At 38.0% G+C, this 17,965-nt stretch carries 17 protein-coding genes; 11 read left to right on the top strand and 6 right to left on the bottom strand.

Going from position 1 to position 17,965, the window contains the following annotated elements; translation table 11 throughout:
- The first annotated feature begins 186 nt into the window (after positions 1-186).
- The 5 genes from I6F53_RS06035 (at position 187) to I6F53_RS06015 (ending at position 5,962) form a co-directional block, all read left to right on the top strand.
- Positions 187-396: a hypothetical protein gene (locus tag I6F53_RS06035; protein ID WP_197238895.1), complete on the top strand. Its 210-nt coding sequence runs from the start codon at positions 187-189 to the stop codon at positions 394-396.
- A 209-nt stretch (positions 397-605) separates the two neighbouring features.
- Positions 606-2,741, top strand: coding sequence for a M3 family metallopeptidase (locus tag I6F53_RS06030; protein WP_197119109.1), 2,136 nt, complete (start codon positions 606-608; stop codon positions 2,739-2,741).
- Between the two features lie 138 nt (positions 2,742-2,879).
- Entirely contained in the window at positions 2,880-3,731 is an 852-nt protein-coding gene (locus tag I6F53_RS06025; protein WP_166419964.1) for a carboxylate/amino acid/amine transporter, read from the top strand.
- Between the two features lie 84 nt (positions 3,732-3,815).
- Positions 3,816-5,147 (top strand): glycerophosphodiester phosphodiesterase family protein, encoded by a 1,332-nt coding sequence (locus I6F53_RS06020; RefSeq protein ID WP_197238894.1) that lies wholly within the window; start codon positions 3,816-3,818, stop codon positions 5,145-5,147.
- Between the two features lie 80 nt (positions 5,148-5,227).
- The gene (locus I6F53_RS06015; RefSeq protein WP_197238893.1) at positions 5,228-5,962 is read left to right on the top strand and encodes a dienelactone hydrolase family protein; all 735 of its coding nucleotides are present in this window, start codon (positions 5,228-5,230) and stop codon (positions 5,960-5,962) included.
- Between the two features lie 13 nt (positions 5,963-5,975).
- On the opposite strand, the gene I6F53_RS06010 is transcribed toward I6F53_RS06015, so the two are convergent.
- On the bottom strand, positions 5,976-6,899 hold the full coding sequence (locus I6F53_RS06010; protein WP_166419962.1) for a LysR family transcriptional regulator: 924 nt from the start codon (positions 6,897-6,899) through the stop codon (positions 5,976-5,978).
- Positions 6,900-7,056: 157 nt separating this feature from the next.
- Here I6F53_RS06010 and I6F53_RS06005 point away from each other — a divergent pair, with 157 nt between their 5' ends.
- The 5 genes from I6F53_RS06005 to I6F53_RS05985 all read left to right on the top strand — a co-directional run bounded on the left by I6F53_RS06005 (position 7,057) and on the right by I6F53_RS05985 (position 13,192).
- A complete protein-coding gene (locus tag I6F53_RS06005) occupies positions 7,057-7,740 on the top strand; it encodes a type 1 glutamine amidotransferase domain-containing protein (RefSeq protein ID WP_166419961.1) in 684 nt (227 codons plus the stop codon).
- Positions 7,741-7,855: 115 nt separating this feature from the next.
- Entirely contained in the window at positions 7,856-8,437 is a 582-nt protein-coding gene (locus I6F53_RS06000; RefSeq protein WP_166419960.1) for a rhomboid family intramembrane serine protease, read from the top strand.
- An 81-nt stretch (positions 8,438-8,518) separates the two neighbouring features.
- The gene (gene yghU, locus I6F53_RS05995) at positions 8,519-9,364 is read left to right on the top strand and encodes a glutathione-dependent disulfide-bond oxidoreductase (protein WP_007581288.1); all 846 of its coding nucleotides are present in this window, start codon (positions 8,519-8,521) and stop codon (positions 9,362-9,364) included.
- 235 nt (positions 9,365-9,599) lie between these two features.
- Entirely contained in the window at positions 9,600-11,540 is a 1,941-nt protein-coding gene (locus tag I6F53_RS05990) for a putative bifunctional diguanylate cyclase/phosphodiesterase (RefSeq protein WP_166419958.1), read from the top strand.
- A 272-nt stretch (positions 11,541-11,812) separates the two neighbouring features.
- The gene (locus I6F53_RS05985) at positions 11,813-13,192 is read left to right on the top strand and encodes an FG-GAP repeat domain-containing protein (protein ID WP_197238891.1); all 1,380 of its coding nucleotides are present in this window, start codon (positions 11,813-11,815) and stop codon (positions 13,190-13,192) included.
- Positions 13,193-13,280: 88 nt separating this feature from the next.
- On the opposite strand, the gene I6F53_RS05980 is transcribed toward I6F53_RS05985, so the two are convergent.
- Positions 13,281-13,736, bottom strand: a complete 456-nt coding sequence (locus I6F53_RS05980) for a hypothetical protein (RefSeq protein ID WP_101217777.1) — start codon at positions 13,734-13,736, stop codon at positions 13,281-13,283.
- A 12-nt stretch (positions 13,737-13,748) separates the two neighbouring features.
- Positions 13,749-14,024, bottom strand: a complete 276-nt coding sequence (locus I6F53_RS05975; protein ID WP_007581281.1) for an EF-hand domain-containing protein — start codon at positions 14,022-14,024, stop codon at positions 13,749-13,751.
- 311 nt (positions 14,025-14,335) lie between these two features.
- Here I6F53_RS05975 and I6F53_RS05970 point away from each other — a divergent pair, with 311 nt between their 5' ends.
- Positions 14,336-15,193 (top strand): PA4780 family RIO1-like protein kinase, encoded by an 858-nt coding sequence (locus I6F53_RS05970; RefSeq protein WP_010555357.1) that lies wholly within the window; start codon positions 14,336-14,338, stop codon positions 15,191-15,193.
- Between the two features lie 27 nt (positions 15,194-15,220).
- Here the strand turns inward: I6F53_RS05970 and I6F53_RS05965 are convergent, their stop codons facing one another.
- The 3 genes from I6F53_RS05965 to I6F53_RS05955 form a co-directional block, all read right to left on the bottom strand.
- Positions 15,221-15,895 carry a response regulator gene (locus I6F53_RS05965; RefSeq protein WP_007581275.1) on the bottom strand — a complete coding sequence of 225 codons (675 nt, stop codon included), beginning with the start codon at positions 15,893-15,895 and terminating at the stop codon, positions 15,221-15,223.
- Between the two features lie 92 nt (positions 15,896-15,987).
- On the bottom strand, positions 15,988-17,433 hold the full coding sequence (locus I6F53_RS05960) for an ATP-binding protein (protein WP_197238890.1): 1,446 nt from the start codon (positions 17,431-17,433) through the stop codon (positions 15,988-15,990).
- A complete protein-coding gene (locus I6F53_RS05955; RefSeq protein ID WP_197238888.1) occupies positions 17,433-17,963 on the bottom strand; it encodes a hypothetical protein in 531 nt (176 codons plus the stop codon). The genes I6F53_RS05960 and I6F53_RS05955 overlap by 1 nt, the downstream gene beginning before the upstream one ends.
- Positions 17,964-17,965 lie beyond the last annotated feature (2 nt).

Here is a 17,965-nt window from a genome sequence, read left to right as displayed (position 1 = left end):
AAGCAAAGGAGCGCTTTAAATTTAAATCACTGTAAAGTAAAAGCGGTTCAGTGTTGGGTAAGTTTAGCAGTCATAATATAACTAAAACGCCAAGTTAATAAGTTCAAAATGCTTTTTATGAACAATTTATTAACTCTTTATTGCACCGAGTGCTATATAAATAGTGTACAAGCATTGGAGATCACTATGTCACAACTAACTTTAAATCAAAGGCTGGCAACTTTGCAGCCGCAGGTAGATTTAAAATTGTTTGAGAGCAGCCTAGATTATCGAAATAAAATTTTGTGCCTTCTTGCAGAGCAAGAGCAAACACTGGCATCTATTAACAAAGAGTTTGGCCAACAACAACCAAGCAGTTTTGGCTCTGAGAGAAAATTTGTACTTGGATATAACTAGGCAATTATGAATCTAAGACCTATATAAGTAGCTCAAGTGTTTACTTTTAGAGCTACTTTTACCTCCCTTAAAGCTAAATATTAGCTAATTTGCGTTAAAATCCCCCTTAATACCGATAAACTTTATTGTATAAACCCCAAAATTTGATAAGTTAACTAGGTTTTTCGACTCGCAAAGCCTATTCCGGCTAATCTTTCTATGGAGTTATTATGCGTAAAACCCTGATCGCCACTACTATTGCTAGTGCTTTAATATTATCTGCCTGTTCATCTAACGATACACAAAACATGGCAAAAGAAGGCGCAGCACAAGTGCAAGACATGAACGCAAACAATGTTTTATTTAAGCCTAGCCCATTGCAATATATGGCACCAGAATTTGATAAGTTTGGTACAAAAGATTACGAAGCTGCATTTGATGCAGGTATCGCTCAGCACACAGCACAAGTACAAGCTATTGCTAACAACCCTGCTCCTGCTACATTTGAAAACACATTAGTTAAAATGGAGTTGTCAGGTGAGCTATTAAATCGCGTATCAGCTGCTTTTTATAACTTATCTGGTTTAATTTCAGATGCTGAATACCAGCGTATTGATGAAAAAATGGCGCCTGTATTATCTGCTCACTCAGATGATATTTACTTAAACGGTGAATTATTTAAGCGCGTACAAACAATTTACGACAATCAAGATAAATTAAACGCAGAAGACAAACGCCTAGTTGATTTTTACTACAAGCAGTTTGTAAAAGCAGGTGCTAAATTAAACGACGCTGAAAAAGCTAAAATGCGTGAAATTAACTCAGAGCTAGCTCAGCTGTCTACTGCGTTTTCACAAAACATTTTAAAATCGTTTAAAGAAGACGTTATTGTAGTTACAGATAAAAGTAAATTAGCGGGTCTTTCTGAAGGTGAAATTGCAGGCCTTGCAGCTTCGGCTAAAAAGGCGGGCAAAGACGGCTACATGATCACTTTGGTAAATACAACGCAACAACCAATTTTATCAAGCCTTGAAAACCGTGACCTACGTGAGCGTATTTTTAAAGCCTCTGCAAATCGTGCAGCAAAAACTAACGGCCCTATCATTATTAAAGAAACCAACCTACGCGCTCAAAAAGCAGAGCTTTTAGGCTACAAAGATTGGGCTTCTTATGTAATGACGTCGCGTATGGCACAAACAACTGAAAACGTTTACGGCATCCTTGATGACCTAGCACCAAAAGCAGTTGAAAAAGCTAAAATTGAAGCTGCAGCAATTCAAAAAGTGATTAACGATTCAGGCGAGAGCTTTGAGCTTAAACCGTGGGATTGGACTTTTTATGCTGAAAAAGTACGTGCAGAAAAGTACAACTTAGATCCAGCATTAGTTAAACCATACTTTGAAATGCAATCGGTTATTCACGACGGTCTATTCTTCGCGATGAACAAACTTTACGGTATTACGTTTAAAGAACGTAAAGACCTACCTGTTTATCATGAAGATGTAACAGCGTACGAAGTATTTAACGCTGATGGCAGTGCTATTGGTTTATTTTACTTAGACCCATACGCACGTGAAGGTAAACGTGGCGGTGCATGGATGAGTGCATACGTAAGTCAAAGCGGCTTAAAAGGTACTAAACCGGTTATTTACAACGCGTTAAATATTCCAAAGCCAGCTGCAGGCGAGCCTACATTATTAACATTTGACGAAGTGTCTACAATGTTCCATGAATTTGGTCATGCTGCTCACGGTTTATTCTCAGATGTTAAATACCCAAGTCTAGCGGGTACTGCAACGGCGCGTGACTTTGTTGAATTTCCGTCGCAAGCAAACGAAGACTGGATGATTGAACCAACAGTACTTGCTAACTACGCTAAGCACTACAAAACAGGTGAGCCAATTCCACAAGCTTTACTTGATAAAGTACTTGAATCGCAAAAATTCAACCAAGGTTACGGCACTACTGAATATTTAGCCGCTGCACTACTTGATATGGAATGGCATTCATTTGGCTCTGATAAAAAGATTACTGACGTTCAAAAATTTGAGCAAGACGCGTTAGAAAAACACGGCATTGCTTATTACCCTGTACCACCGCGTTATAAATCAAACTTCTTTAGCCACACATTTGCTGGTGGTTATTCAGCAGGTTACTACGCATACCTTTGGACTGAAGTGTTTGCAGCAGATGCCTTTGCACATATGGAAAATAACGGCGGCTTAACACGTAAAAATGGTGATAAGTTCCGTAAAGAAATCCTATCAAAAGGTAACAGCCGCGACTTAATGCAAAGCTACATTGAGTTTAGAGGTCAAAAACCAACAACCGACGCATTACTTAAGCGCCGTGGTTTGGTTGAATAATTAATAACTTAGTTGAGTAATTAGTAACGTAGTTCATTAATTTTAGACTTTATAAAAGCCCGCTTGCGGGCTTTTATTGTTTATACATCAATTTATAACAGATAAACTGCTGCCATTAATTATTTAAAGACGACAGCTATGCGGTACTTATTTGCAGTAACTTTACTTTGGGCATTTTCATTTAGTTTAATTGGCGTGTATTTAGCCGGCCAAGTTGATGCATGGTTTAGTGTGTTAATTCGCATAGCACTAGCCACTCTGGTATTTTTACCATTTTTAAAACTTAAAACAACGCCTAAACCTTTAGCCTTAAAGCTTATGCTGATTGGCGCTGTACAGCTTGGTATTATGTACAGCTTTTATTACCACTCATTTTTATTTTTAACCGTACCCGAAGTACTGCTATTTACAGTAATGACCCCTATTTACATCACTTTATTAAACGATGCATTGAATAAACAGTTTAACCCACGCTTTTTTATAGTCGCGCTTATTGCCGTAATCGGTGCAATTACCATTCGTTTCGAAAACCTAAATAACAACTTCATAATCGGATTATTGCTTGTTCAAGGTGCTAATATCAGTTTTGCTGTAGGTCAAGTGACCTATAAACGCTTAATGATGAACAATCAGCTTGATGATAAAACCGTATTTGGATGGTTTTTTATAGGCGCACTTATTATTGCCACAATTTGTTATGCATTATTTGGTAATTCAAACAAATTACCAAGCACTTCTACTCAGTGGGGAATACTGATTTATTTAGGAGTTGTTGCATCGGGCCTTGGTTACTTTATGTGGAATAAAGGCGCAACACTCGTCAACGTTGGAGCTTTAGCCGTAATGAATAACTTACTAATCCCAGCTGGTATTATAGTTAATGTCCTTATATGGAATAGAGACGCTGACATTGTTAGGCTAAGTATTGGAGCAGCTATAATGTTAGGTGCATTAATAGTGAATCAAATTATTAATAAAAAAGTAAATTAATAAAAAGTAAATTAATAAACTTGTAGCTAAATTGTCATTAATAATCATTAAGGTAGTACAAATTTTACTTTTTAAGGATAAATAATGAAGCGTATTACCTTACTTACAAGCTGTATATTGTTAGCCACACTTGCAGGCTGCGATGACGATGCAGAAATAGTAGAAAAAGAAGTGGTTGTTACCAACACCGAAGTTGAAGTTGTTGAAGTACCTACGCCTGTTATTGTAGAAGTACCAAATGGTAACGCGCCAGATATTCAACTAGGCACTCGTCCATATTATTTAGTCAATGATATGAGCGACAGCGCTTTAAAAACACAATTAGAGTCATGCAGTGAAGGTCCTTTTTACCGCACTGACTTTTCAATTGGTCATCGCGGTGCATCAATGCAGTATCCTGAGCACACTAAAGAAGCATACATTGCAGCAGCTAGAATGGGCGCAGGTATTGTTGAATGCGATGTTACTTTTACAAACGATAAAGAACTTGTATGCCGCCACTCTCAATGTGACTTACACACCACAACCAATATTTTGGCCATTCCTGAACTTGCAGCTAAATGCAGTGTGCCATTTACACCAGCCGACCCTGCTAATGGTATTGCCGCTTCAGCTAAATGCTGTACCAGCGATATAAGCTTAGCGGAGTTTTTAACCCTTGAAGGTAAAATGGATGGTGCAAACACAAATGCAACTACCGTTGCCGATTACATGGATGGTACTCCCAATTGGCGCACTGACTTATATGCGACCCAAGGGACATTAATGACTCATAAGCAAAGTATTGCATTGTTTTATGAGATGGGCGTAAAAATGACACCAGAGCTTAAATCACCGCAAGTAAGTATGCCATTTAATGGAATGACCCAAGAGCAATACGCGCAAAAAATGCTAGACGAATACACACAAATGGGTGTGCCAGCCTCAAAAGTTTATCCGCAATCGTTTAATCTTAATGACGTAAAATACTGGATTAACACCAATCCTGATTTTGCAGATAAAAGCGTATACTTAGATGGTCGCGACAATGAAGCAGGATTTGATCCAAACAACCCGCAAACATGGCAACCGAGTATGGATGAGCTTGTTGCCGATGGCGTTAAAATTTTAGCACCTCCAATTTGGATGATGCTAACAATAGACAGCGAAAGTAATATTGTGCCATCGCAATACGCAATTGACGCTAAAGCGGCAGGATTAGAGCTTATTGCATGGAGTCTTGAACGCTCAGGACCACTTAATGAAGGCGGTGGCTATTATTATCAATCAATCGCTGATGTGATAGATAACGATGGCGACATGATGACGGTCGTTGATGTACTCGCTAAAGACGTGGGGGTAATGGCTATATTTTCAGATTGGCCGGCCACAGTAAGTTATTACGCTAGTTGTAATAAAATGCCTGCAAGTATTTAAAAACTGACTACAAAAGTCGTTTATTTTATCGCGCTCAGTTACCATATCAGTTATATATTTTTGTTTAACTGAGCGCTTTTATGATAATTCAACTACATAATGCAGACTTGCCAACACCTACAGGTTTAATGCGAACCACTGTTTACCGCCCCCAAGTGCAAGGGCAATTTCCTGCTGTTATTTTTTATTCTGAGATTTTTCAGCAAACTGCACCTATTGCACGCAGCGCAGCTATTTTAGCAAGCCATGGCTTTGTGGTATTAGTACCGGAAGTGTTTCACGAGTTAAATCCTATAGGTACTGTGCTTGCTTACGATGATGCAGGTAAAGATAAAGGCAATGCCGATAAGTGGGCAAAGCCACTTGAACATCATGATAGTGACACGCAAGCCATGATCGATTTTATAAAACAACAAAGCTATTGCACAGGTACAGTAGGCGCAATGGGCGTATGTATTGGTGGGCATTTAGCTTATAGAGCAGCACTAAACCCTGAAGTTAATGCGGCATTTTGTTTATACGCGACTGATATACACAGCAATACATTACCAGCACAAGCTGGCAATAACTCATTTGAGCGCATGGCTGACATACAAGGCGAAATTCACTTTATATGGGGCAAACAAGACCCGCACGTACCGCAAAAAGGTCGTACTAAAATTTATCAGCAATGTGTAGCTACGGGGATAAATTACCAATGGCAAGAAGTTAATGCCCAACATGCTTTTATGCGCGATGAAGGCGAGCGATACGATGCAGCCCTTGCCATTAATATGTACCAACAAGCGGTCGCGCTATTTAGCCGGACTTTATAAAAGCATTATATTATTAAGTGCTTTTCAGCATACCCAAGGCGGTATGCTGTTTTACAAAATAAGCTTTTAAGTAATCAATAAACAATCGTAATTTTTTAGAACCCGCAGCCCCTGGGGGAAATACCCCGTAAAGCTCAATGTCTTTACTTTTATAATCATCTAATATTATTTCAAGCAGCCCAGCTTGTACTTTAGGCCACGCATCGTAAAGCGGAATACGCCCAATACCATGCCCGGCTTCAACAAACGCCGTACGTGCAGCTGCATTATTAGTGCTTAAACCGCCTTGCATTGTAACATCGTATTTTTTGCCATCTTTTGAAAGCGTTAACGTTTTACTTCCTAGCTGATAAACCACCCATTGATGCTCTGCTAATTCTAAAGGCGTTTTAGGTTTGCCAAAATGGGTAAAGTAATCCGGCGCGCCACAAATACAGGTGCTCATTGTAGTCAGCTTAGTTGCTTGCAAATTAGAGTCGCTCAGTGCAACCCCACGGATCGCAAAATCAAATCCATTTTTAATAATATCAACCACATCATCTGTAAGTTGTAAGTCTATTTGAATTTTAGGGTATTGGCGCTTAAAGGTATTTATTGCAGGTACAATTAGCTGCATACCCACATTTACGGGGCAACTAATTTTAAGTAACCCTTGCGGCTCACTTTTTATATTTTCTATTTGTTGATTAGCGGCATTAGCTTGTTCGGTAATTATTCTACAGCGCTCATAGTAAGCAATACCCGCCTCAGTAAGCGCCATGGTGCGCGTTGAGCGATTTAGTAAAGTTACTTCAAGCTGAGTTTCTAACTTTTTTAAATGATAGCTTGCTACGGCTCGCGTAAGTCCTAGCTGTTTAGCCGCGGCAGTTAAACTGCCCTGCTCTACTATTTGGGCAAATACCACCATGCTTTTTAACTGCTCAAATGACACCTTCATACGTGCTCCGTAACGTATTTTAAATTCAACCTTTTCATTGTATCAATTGTTGAACCAATAAAGTTAAATTTATCATCGTTGTTTAAACCGCTGTTAGTGCATATAGTAATTGGTAAGCAAGATTTACTAATTTAAATCATCAGAAGGAATATATTCAATGTCTAAAAAAATACTTATGGTTCTTACATCTCACGCAGAACTTGGTAACACTGGCGAAAAAACAGGTTTTTGGGTAGAAGAATTTGCAGCCCCTTATTATGCATTTGTTGATGCAGGTGTTGAAGTAACATTAGCGTCTCCAGCTGGCGGTCAACCACCGATTGACCCAACAAGCACACTTTCTGATTTTCAAACAGACGCAACTAAACGTTACGACGCCGATAGCGCAGCACAAACACTTATGGCAAATACTAAAGTGTTGAGCGAAGTAAAATCTGGCGATTTTGACGCGGTATTTTATCCAGGCGGTCACGGTCCATTATGGGACTTAGTTGATAACACCGATTCAATTTCACTTATCGAAAGCTTTGTAAAAGAGCAAAAACCTGTTGCAGCGGTATGTCATGCAAGTGCAGCGTTTTTGAATGTTAAAGATGCCGAAGGCAATGCGCTAGTAGCCGGTAAAAAAGTAACTGGCTTTACTAACTCTGAAGAAGCTGCAGTACAACTTACCGATATCGTGCCATTTTTAGTGGAAGACGAGCTAATTAAAAAAGGTGGTGACTATCAAAAAACTGACGACTGGGGTGTATTAGCACTAGTAGATGGTTTAGTTATTACCGGTCAAAACCCAGCAAGCTCTGAACTAGCAGCTAAAAAACTATTAACCAAGTTAGGTTAATAGTGATTAATTAGTAAGAAAGCACAGCGTTTTTGCGCTGTGCTTTTTTAATTGCTTTTCATTAGTAAATACAATTCCTATACTGGCAACTCTTAAAGTCAATTAGGGCGATTATATGGCAACCAAGCCAACCACACAGTCATTACTAACCAGCACACGTTTTGCAATTTTTAGTGTTGTTACTATTTGCTTTGTACTACAAGTGATCAATAGCCTACCTGGTATAAACCTAAATGGTTTAGGTATATATCCACGCAGTATTCAAGGGTTAATTGGTATATTATGTGCGCCATTTTTACATGGTAGCTGGTGGCACTTTGCTAGTAATATGATCCCATTTGTGGTGTTAAGTTGGCTAATTTGTCAGTACAGCGTAAAACGTTTTTATAACGTATTTATTTTTACCGCTCTAGTTGGTGGACTGTTAGTTTGGGCATTTGGGCGCAGTAACATACATGTTGGTTTAAGCGGTGTTATATATGGTTTATGGGGCTTTATTCTATGCTACGGCTTAGTCAGACGCTCATTAAAATCAATTATAATTGCTGTTGTAGTGGCTATACTTTATAGCGGTTTTATATGGGGTGTTTTACCCCAGCGCTATCATGTATCGTTTGAAAGCCATTTATTTGGAGCTTTAAGCGGGTTCTTTTTAGGTTATAGATTAGCAAAAGCCGATAAATTAAAAGGTCGGTAAATTAAATGCTTAGCATTGCCTTTAATTAATTTTTAATGGCCACATTTATTATATATGTATTTTATCTAACAGAGGTTATTTATGAGTGATAAAAACGAATACACGCCACCAAAAGTATGGACGTGGGAAAGTGAAAGTGGCGGTAAGTTTGCCAGCATTAACCGCCCAATTGCAGGCGCGACTCATGACAAAACTCTACCTATTGGTGAGCACGCATTTCAGCTTTATTCTCTTGCGACACCTAATGGCCAAAAAGCTACAATCATGTTTGAAGAGCTTTTACAGCTTGGTTGCACCGATGCAGACTATGACGCATATTTAATAAACATAGGTGATGGCGATCAGTTTGGATCTGACTTTGTTGATATTAATCCAAACTCAAAAATCCCAGCGCTAATGGATCATTCAACCACGCCGCCTACTCGCATCTTTGAATCTGGTTCTATTTTACAGTATTTGGCTGAGAAATTTGATGTACTCATACCTAAAGATTTAAAAGCTAAAACTGAGTGTCGTAACTGGCTATTTTGGCAAATGGGCTCAGCGCCTTACTTAGGTGGCGGATTTGGTCATTTTTATAGCTACGCACCAAGTAAAATGCAATACCCTATTGACCGTTTTACCATGGAAACCAAACGCCAGCTTGACGTGTTAAATCGCCATTTAAGCGAAAATGAATACATGGCAGGTGATGAATACTCAATTGCCGATATTGCAATTTGGCCGTGGTACGGATCGTTAGTGCTTGGAGCTTTATATGATGCAGCAGAGTTTTTAGATGTTGCCTCATACACCCATGTTGTACGCTGGGCTACGCAAATATCAGAGCGCCCCGCAGTAAAGCGTGGTCGTCGCGTAAATCGCACATGGGGCCCTGAAGAAGAGCAAATGGCAGAGCGCCATAACGATAGCGATTTCGAAGGTTAAATCTATAGAACAGCAAGTAAAGTCGTTAACACTTTAACCTGCTTGATAATTTTAAGGCTCAAAATAAATATTTATTTTGGGCCTTTTTACTTTTTAAACTTTTTTTATTTCACTCATAGACTATATTTATTTAGTTGTGTAAAAGTTCGTTAAGCTCTTTGTATTACCAGTGATGTAATTTTCTAAATGGTTTACTTAATTTCCTAGGTGTTGTTTTTGAAAAAGGTATTAATTAGTGCCATATAATAATTTAAGTACTGATGAGCGAAAAGAAGCGCTCAAAATTTTATACTCGAATGCGGTTGCCGGAATTGCCGTTTCTGTATTAGTAAGCGTTGCTTTAGTATTTGCTTTTGATATAAGTAACGAGAATATCAACCACGATAAAATAGTATGGTTTGGCATAATAATGAGTGTGCTTACTTTGCGCACTATTGATGTAGGGCTTTTTTTGAAAACTCAAAAGTCCAATAAACCTTATAATACAAACTCTTACCTAATCCGTTTTGCTGTTGGTTGCGTACTAACAGCGATGTCTTGGTGTGGTTATGCTATTTGGTTTCATAGCACATCATCTACTATAGAAGTTACCACTACCATAGCTATTTTATCAGCGCTTGCTGGTGGCTCTGCCAACATACTATCTGGTAGCCGTTTTACTGCTATTTTATATAGCTTTACTTTATTAGCTCCCTACTCTTTTCTGTTAATGCTTTCAAGCGATCATTACCAGCACATATTAGGGCTATTAGGCTTAACTTTTGCATTTATTATGATTGCTTCATCATACAAATCAGCCACATTTACACATAGCGCAATTCAGCTCAAAAACCAAAATAGAGAACTGCTTAATGAAATGGAAAACAAGGTTGAGCAACGTACTGAAGAGATCTATCGCTTGTCCAATACCGACCCACTCACTAATTTATTAAACCGGACCGCATTTTTAAAAAATGCAAACAAACAAATCACAGATAATCCTAAAGATCCCTTTGCTTTATTATTTGTAGATTTAGATGGGTTTAAACAAATAAACGATTCGCTAGGCCATAAAGTAGGCGATAAAGTATTAAAAGAAATAGCCCTGAGAATTAGCAATGTATGCAACCAGCAGCTTTATAAATGCCGCTGGGGCGGGGATGAGTTTTTAATTTTAGCAACGTATCAAACCCAAGCTGAGCTTTTCGAGTTTGCTAATAAAGTACTTCAGAGTATTGGCGCCGAACGTAAAACATATAAATATCAAAAATGGGTATCTGCCACAATTGGAATTGCTATGTATCCTGAGCACGGAAACGATTTAAATACCTTAATTCGCTCAGCTGATACCGCAATGTATCACCAAAAACGCATGGCTAAAGGTAATATAAATATTTATAGCGATTCTCTCAAGTTAAAACAAGAAAGGGAATATCTTTTAAGCCAACGTTTAGCTAGTGCCGTAGAAGAAAATGGTTTGAGGCTAGTGTTTCAGCCTATTGTTGATAGTAAAACAAACAAGGTTACCTCGTTTGAATCACTTTTACGCTGGCAACTAGACGGTGAAAATATTTTTCCTGATGAGTTTATTACTATTGCTGAGCAATACGGTTTAATTACCGAACTGGGCCTTTGGGTAATCGATCAAGCCTGTATTCAAGCTAAAAAGTTTAGCCATTTACAACCCCAAATTGCTATAAGCGTGAACGTATCGGTTATTCAACTACAAGATCCTGATTTTGTAACTAAGGTATTAAAAATAGTAAATACCCATCAAATAGAACCTAAAAATCTACATATAGAAATTACTGAGTCAGTATTTGCCGAGGATAAACTCACATTTTTAACAGCCGTTAAAGCGCTACAAAAGCAAGGTTTTTGTATTTCAATTGATGATTTTGGTACTGGTTACTCATCACTCTCAAGCATGCTTGATATTGGTGTAGATATAGTAAAAATAGATAGAAGCTTTATTCAAAATATGGATAAAAGAGGATTAAGTATTATTCATGCAATTGTACAAATGGCCTCATCTTTAGACTTTATGGTTGTTGCCGAAGGCGTCGAAACCATTGAGCAAGCAAACACACTCACTAATATTGGTGTATCTCATCTTCAGGGTTATTACTTCTCAAGGCCAATGGAAGTAGATTTTGTAGACGCTTATCTGCATGGGCAAAACAAGCTGTGTAGTTAACAATATCCCTTACAAAAGCAGCAGAGTTTCAATTTATAAGCTCGCGTGCTGGCTTTCAAATTAACTAAACATAATCTTACAATTACTTACACCCAGTACATAGTAATTAGCGTAGGCTAAATATAATCCAACTTACATAAGTATATTACGTTTAAATTTACGCTAATTAGCACAACAGCCAGCACTGAACATAACAAGTTATGCGCTACGTTATTTTAATAAGTGAATAATAAAAACGTGATTAAATAACTAAATATAAAAAAGGAATTTGCATGATAAAATCACTTTGCTATTCACTCATCACTTTACTTACCCCCATGAGCGTTATAGCTCAAACAATGACAATAAAAACAACTGATGAATTAGTATCCACCAATTCAGAAATTTTATTTGCGTATAATAAAGAATCAAAGCAATTAGAAACCATTAATTTACTCACATCACTTAATAGCGAACTTGCTTTACCAAAAAATGCCATCGGGTTTGATGTGGCTACACTTGCTAATGTAGCCGATAAACAAGCGCTCATATTAACGAGTGATGGCGTATACAAAGCACAAACAGGTGAACCAACACTACTGTTTAATTATGAATCGGTTCTAAACCAATTAAAAATAGATAAACTTGAAAAAATAGACTTTGTCTTCGATGCCAACAACGACGGTCTAAGCGATATTTTCATCCCTGGGTTAGCAAGCAGTACTTTATACATTCAAAATAAAGATGGCAGCTTTAAGCCTAACAAATTTAAACAACCCCCTTTGTACGAAGGTAGTTTTTCAAGAAAAGGGCTTTCGCTAGAAGTTAATATTAACAATAAACCGGTCGTTATTGATTTTAACCACGACGGCGTAAACGATTTGGTTTTTTCAAATGACTTTGGAGCCGATGTTTTGCTTGGTACTTCAGAAGGCTTTGTTCAAAAGCTTACCTCAATTGATTTTAACATCGAGTTAGGCGAGCTAAGTAATGGAGAGACTCGCAAAATAAAGCAAATTATTGATATTAATAACGACGGATTTCTAGATTTTACAACTAGACAGTTTAAGCCAACGCAAGGTATGGATTCGTTAGATATAAAAATAGCACATACTTTGTACCTAGGAAGTGCTAAAGGCTTTAGTAATACGCCCATTACCTTATTTGAAACACAAGGCCCTAGTGAGTTATTGCTCAAAACTGATTTTAATAATGATGGCTTAATTGATTTACAAAAAATGGATTTAGATATTGGCTTAGGTACTATTGCGTCTATGGCATTGGGCGGTGGCAGTACTGATGTAGATGTAGAAATGAACATTTATAAGCAGCAACCCGACGGCTCATTTGCCAATAAATCGAGTATCGAACTTGATTTAGAAATGGAAGTAGGAATGAACGGCGATGATTCCGAGCCAGCCCTATATTTAGGTGATATTAACGGCGACAGCTATATTGACGCAGTATACAAATACAGTAAAAAAACGCTGTATATTTATTACGGAGAGCAAGACTCACTGCTAAATGATAAACGTAAAAAATTAAAACTAACGCTGCCTAAAAATAATAAAGATATTCTTCTGGTAGACATAAACCAAGACGGTAAAAAAGATTTTGTATTTAAATTTACCGAAGAAGATGGCACCAGCAAAATAGAAACACGCTTAAATTAAGCCAATAAAAAAGCCCAACAGAGTTAACCGTTGGGCTTTGGACTTAAGACTTTCGAGTAACAGTCAGCTTTACTCTAAGTTATAACACCTAAGCAGTTACATTTAGCAGTGAATCGCCTTCACTTAAACCAAACTTCTCTTGCACTGATGCAAGAATCGATTCTTTATCTTCATCAGACAACTGGCTTGAATACTCAGTTAATAGCTCATCTAAGTAGCTGACTACTTCGTCTGTATCTACTGATTCTAATGAGTTCTGTGGCGGCGGTGGCGGTCTTTGGCCTTCCACTCGTCCTGCATCACCAATGCTTTTAGCATCAAACTCAAGTTCGCTCATTAAATCAGCAAGCTCTTTTGTTGGTTCAATACCTTGCTCTTTAAACGCAGCTTGAATACTTTGCGCGTTTTCTTCGGTTAAGTTTTCAGCGTCAAACTCTGCAAGCGTTTCTTTAACAAAATCGCTTTGCTCTGTTGTTAGTTTTGCAGCCTGACTACTTTGTTGCGGCATAAAATTCGCAGAACTACTGTTAATACTATTAATCATTTTAGTATCCTTTCAGCGTTCACGACGAGGTGGTTTATGATCGCTAAGTTCTTGTTCACTAATTTCGCCATTACCATCGGCATCTATAGAATCAAAAATTGTTTGTGCATCGCCGTGTGGCGGTTTTTTAGCACTGAACTCTTCAAAGCTAATTACGCCATCACCATCAGTATCAATAGTTGAAAAGTCAGGTTTTTCAGGAGGATTGTCACCGCCTCGAGCAGCTACATTAGCTGAAAAAGCAATAGATAATATTGCCACAGTGGCAAGAGTTGAAAAATGCTTCATAGTAATAACCTCGTATTTAAGAATTAAACTAAGCTTACGCTTTAAAAACGCAAACAATGTGCAAATAATGAGGAAGTAATAAATTATTTTAATAAAAAATAGTAATCTAAATACTTATTTAAAAAGTTCTGGTTGATTGCTTTGCAATCAATATATAAGCTAATAAAATAATACGATTAATTACTCTCAGGCAGTAGTGTTACTGCCCTTAATTCTCAAAGCTGATATACTGCTTGAGCCAATTAAACAAACAAATACAGAGCACTTTCATAAATAATGATTAATAACCAACCCTACTTAGCAGGCAATCTGTGAAAATACCTAAACGCCTACAACCCCTTGTTGATGATGGCCTTATTGACGAAGTTATAAGCCGACTAATGAGCGGTAAAGAAGCCGATGTATTTATTGTCCGCTGTGGTGAGCACATTCGCTGTGCGAAAGTGTATAAAGACGCGGTTAAACGTAGCTTTAAAAAAGCGGCACAATACCAAGAAGGCCGAAAAGTACGTGGTGGACGCCAAGCGCGTGCTATGGGTAAACGTTCTAGCTATGGCCGTCAATTAGAAGAAGAGATTTGGCAAAATGCCGAAGTTGATGCGTTATCTCGTTTAGCTGGCGTGGGTGTACGTGTTCCTGATACTTACTTTTGTATTGATGGCGTGCTGCTTATGGAGCTTGTGTCGGACGAGAATGGTAACGTAGCCCCTCAACTTGGACATGTCGTTTTTAGTGAAGAGCAAGCTATTGAGCAACATAAACTCATGATGCATTACATTAAGCTTATGCTTTGCGCAGGTATAATACACGGCGATTTATCTGAATTTAATGTACTTGTAGATAATAACGGCCCTGTAATTATAGATTTACCGCAAGCAGTTAACGCTTCAGCAAATAACAGTGCACAAGCTATGTTTGCACGCGATGTAAATAACATACGCCGCTACTATGGTGAATTTGCGCCAAGCATACTAAAAACTCAATACGCTAAAGAAATGTGGGCATTATTTGAAGAGGCCAATTTAACGCCTAATTCAACGCTTACAGGTGAATTTGAAGACAGTGACGAACTTGCCGATGTAGATTCTATTCTTGATGAAATTCAAGCTGCCGAATACGAAGAGTTTGACCGCTTAGAGCGAATTAAAAATGCTGACGATGATGAATAGCTCATCGTCATAGCTTACTAATACCTCTTACTGCGGGTGCACAAATCGGTAGCCAACCCCATAAACAGACTGAATAACACTTTCAGTTTGTGTCACTTCATCTAGTTTTTTACGCAACTTTTTAATATGGCTATCAATAGTACGATGGCTCACAATACGCTGATCGGCGTACATAGTGTCCATTAAACTATCGCGCGAATAAATACGATTTGGGTTGTTAAACAAAGGTTTAAATAGCTGAAATTCAAAGTTCGTAAGCTCTATGCTGTTTGATTTGTATTTTACGCTGTAGGTACTCTCGTCAAGCTTCATTGTTGACTCTGTAACATCACTTGCGCTACTTAATCGCCTCAAAATAGCTTTAACTCGCGCCACCAGCTCAGCATAACTAAACGGCTTACAAATATAATCATCTGCACCTAACTCAAGTCCAAGCAGCCTATCTATTTCTTCTACTTTTGCCGATACCATAATAATAGGCACATTTGAAAAGCGCCTGATTGCTTTACATAGTTCTATACCACTTTGACCAGGTAGCATTATGTCGAGCAAAATTACGCTCGGCCTGTTAATTTCAAGCCAAGGTAATACTTCATTTCCGTGATGTATTTGATGAGTAACAAAATGATGGCTACTTAAAAAGTCACTCATTAAGTTAGCCAGCTTTACCTCATCTTCCACAATCAGTATTTGTTCGCTCATAGAGTTCTCTGTTATTAGTAATCCAAACTTAGATAAAAATACCATATCAAACAAAGTTCAAGTTACGTATTTTTTATCTGAATCAACTAAAGCTAAATAGTTGGTAGCCTAATAATAATAGCAAGACCGCCTAGAGTGGCTTTTTCAGCAGCTATTTCACCATTATGGCCTTTAACTATATGTTGGCAAATAGATAAGCCCAAGCCCGAACCGCCCTCTTGGCGATTACGAGAGCTATCTACTCGATATAAATACTCAAACAAATGCGATAAATGCGACTGCTCTACACCTACGCCATTATCTTCAATTATAAGCTCTAAGTAGGTTTGCCCTTTAATGCTTATATTATTAGCCGTTAATGAAATAGTGGTGCATTGTGCATAGTGTACCGCGTTCATTAAAATATTATCGAGCAGCTGCAAAAGTCGGGTTTTATCTGCTTGTACAGTTATGTGTTTAGCGCTATTGAGTAAGTAAATTTTTATATTGTGCTGCTCAAGTATAACCTGATATTTTTGCTCAATAGTATTTAATAATAAAGCCATATCAGTAGGTTGCATAGTGTAATGCATACCCCCTAACTCTGCGCTATTGAGCATATGTAAGTCGTCTATTAAGCGTTTTAAATGCAAAGCTTCATCGTTAGCTGAGCTTATATTTTTTGTATTCGGTTCACGTATGCCAAGTAGCATAGCTTCAAGTTCACCGAGTAAAATGCTCATTGGCGTCCTAAGCTCATGAGAAATATTAGCTAGCCAGCGTTTGCGCACTTGCTCGTCTTTAGCGAGTGTAAATGCAAGGATATTAAAATCTTCGCTTAATTGGCCTAATTCGTCTTTTCGCTCAAGCGTAAGTTTGGTCTCGTAATTACCTTGCGTTAAGCGATGCATACCATTAGCAATTTGCTTTACTGGACTAACTAAGTGACGAGACAATAAAAAGGTAACTAGCAATGTAAGCAATACAGCGTCTAAAGCAATAAACCATAAGTAGTTAGTTTGCTGCTGTAAAAAATCAAGCTCATAACCATCAACCAAGCTATCTCTTTTAGATACAGCTAAGTAACCCACTATTTTATCGCCCACTGTAATTGGGGTTGTTATATATTTTAAATCGCTGAGGTATCTACCCACTACTCGCTGCTTATTTTCATCAAGCAAAGCGTAGTGAGCAATATTTTCAGGTGGTAGGCGGCGCTCTCCCCCTAAACGAATATGATCGGGTGGCGGCCGTCGCATCATTCGCCCACGCGGACCAGGACCTTCTTGTGCCCTAGGCAAAAACAGGCTATTTTCTAATTGAGATTCAATAAGTACTCTAAAATTTTCACCATCACCAACAACACGCTTCCACGACGGTGTTTTCTCGTATTGTTTAGATAGTTGCACAACAAGTGGTTCAAGTGCTTTGATCTCTTTTGCATTAACAAAATCAATTACGCCTTGACCAATACTCCATTGTATAATTACCACTAGCCCAGCAATAACACTAAAGGTAAAACTAAATAGTATTAAAAAAAGTTTATTATGAATTTTCATTAGTGTGTGTTTTCAACCTTGCTAGGAAAGCTTTCAAATCGGTATGTTATAAACTCTTTGGTTTGATCGTTAACATACAGCGTAGCCACTATTTTTTTGCCTTGGGCGGTCCAATACATATGACCATGATTATTTAAAGTAACCGATACGGTATTTATACCACTTTTAAATAAGTTAGCAGGTAAATGCAATGCATATCCGTAAATTCGCTGTATTTTAACCCCATTTATATATAAATGAGCATGACCTTGTAAAAAGCCCGTGTCATCGTTTGTAGTAACGCTCATCATTTGCTGCATGTTCATTGCGCCCTCAGGGGGTACAGATAAATCATAGCGCTGAGTATCTAAAATTAAGTTATAACCCGACATACTATCTTTTAATAACTTAAGGCTTAATGCCGGGATTGGCGTATCACTTGGCACTGCTATAGGCATATGGCTATGATCCATCATTTCCTGCTGCGCAAAGAGCTTAAAGCTCAATAGCACAGCAGTAGTTAGGATCAATGCGTATTTAAAATAACGCATAG

The organism is Pseudoalteromonas sp. SWN29, from assembly GCF_015864465.1.
Lineage (GTDB): Bacteria > Pseudomonadota > Gammaproteobacteria > Enterobacterales > Alteromonadaceae > Pseudoalteromonas.
Note: the sequence above shows the minus strand (reverse complement) of the source record. Positions and strands in the feature narration are given on the sequence as shown.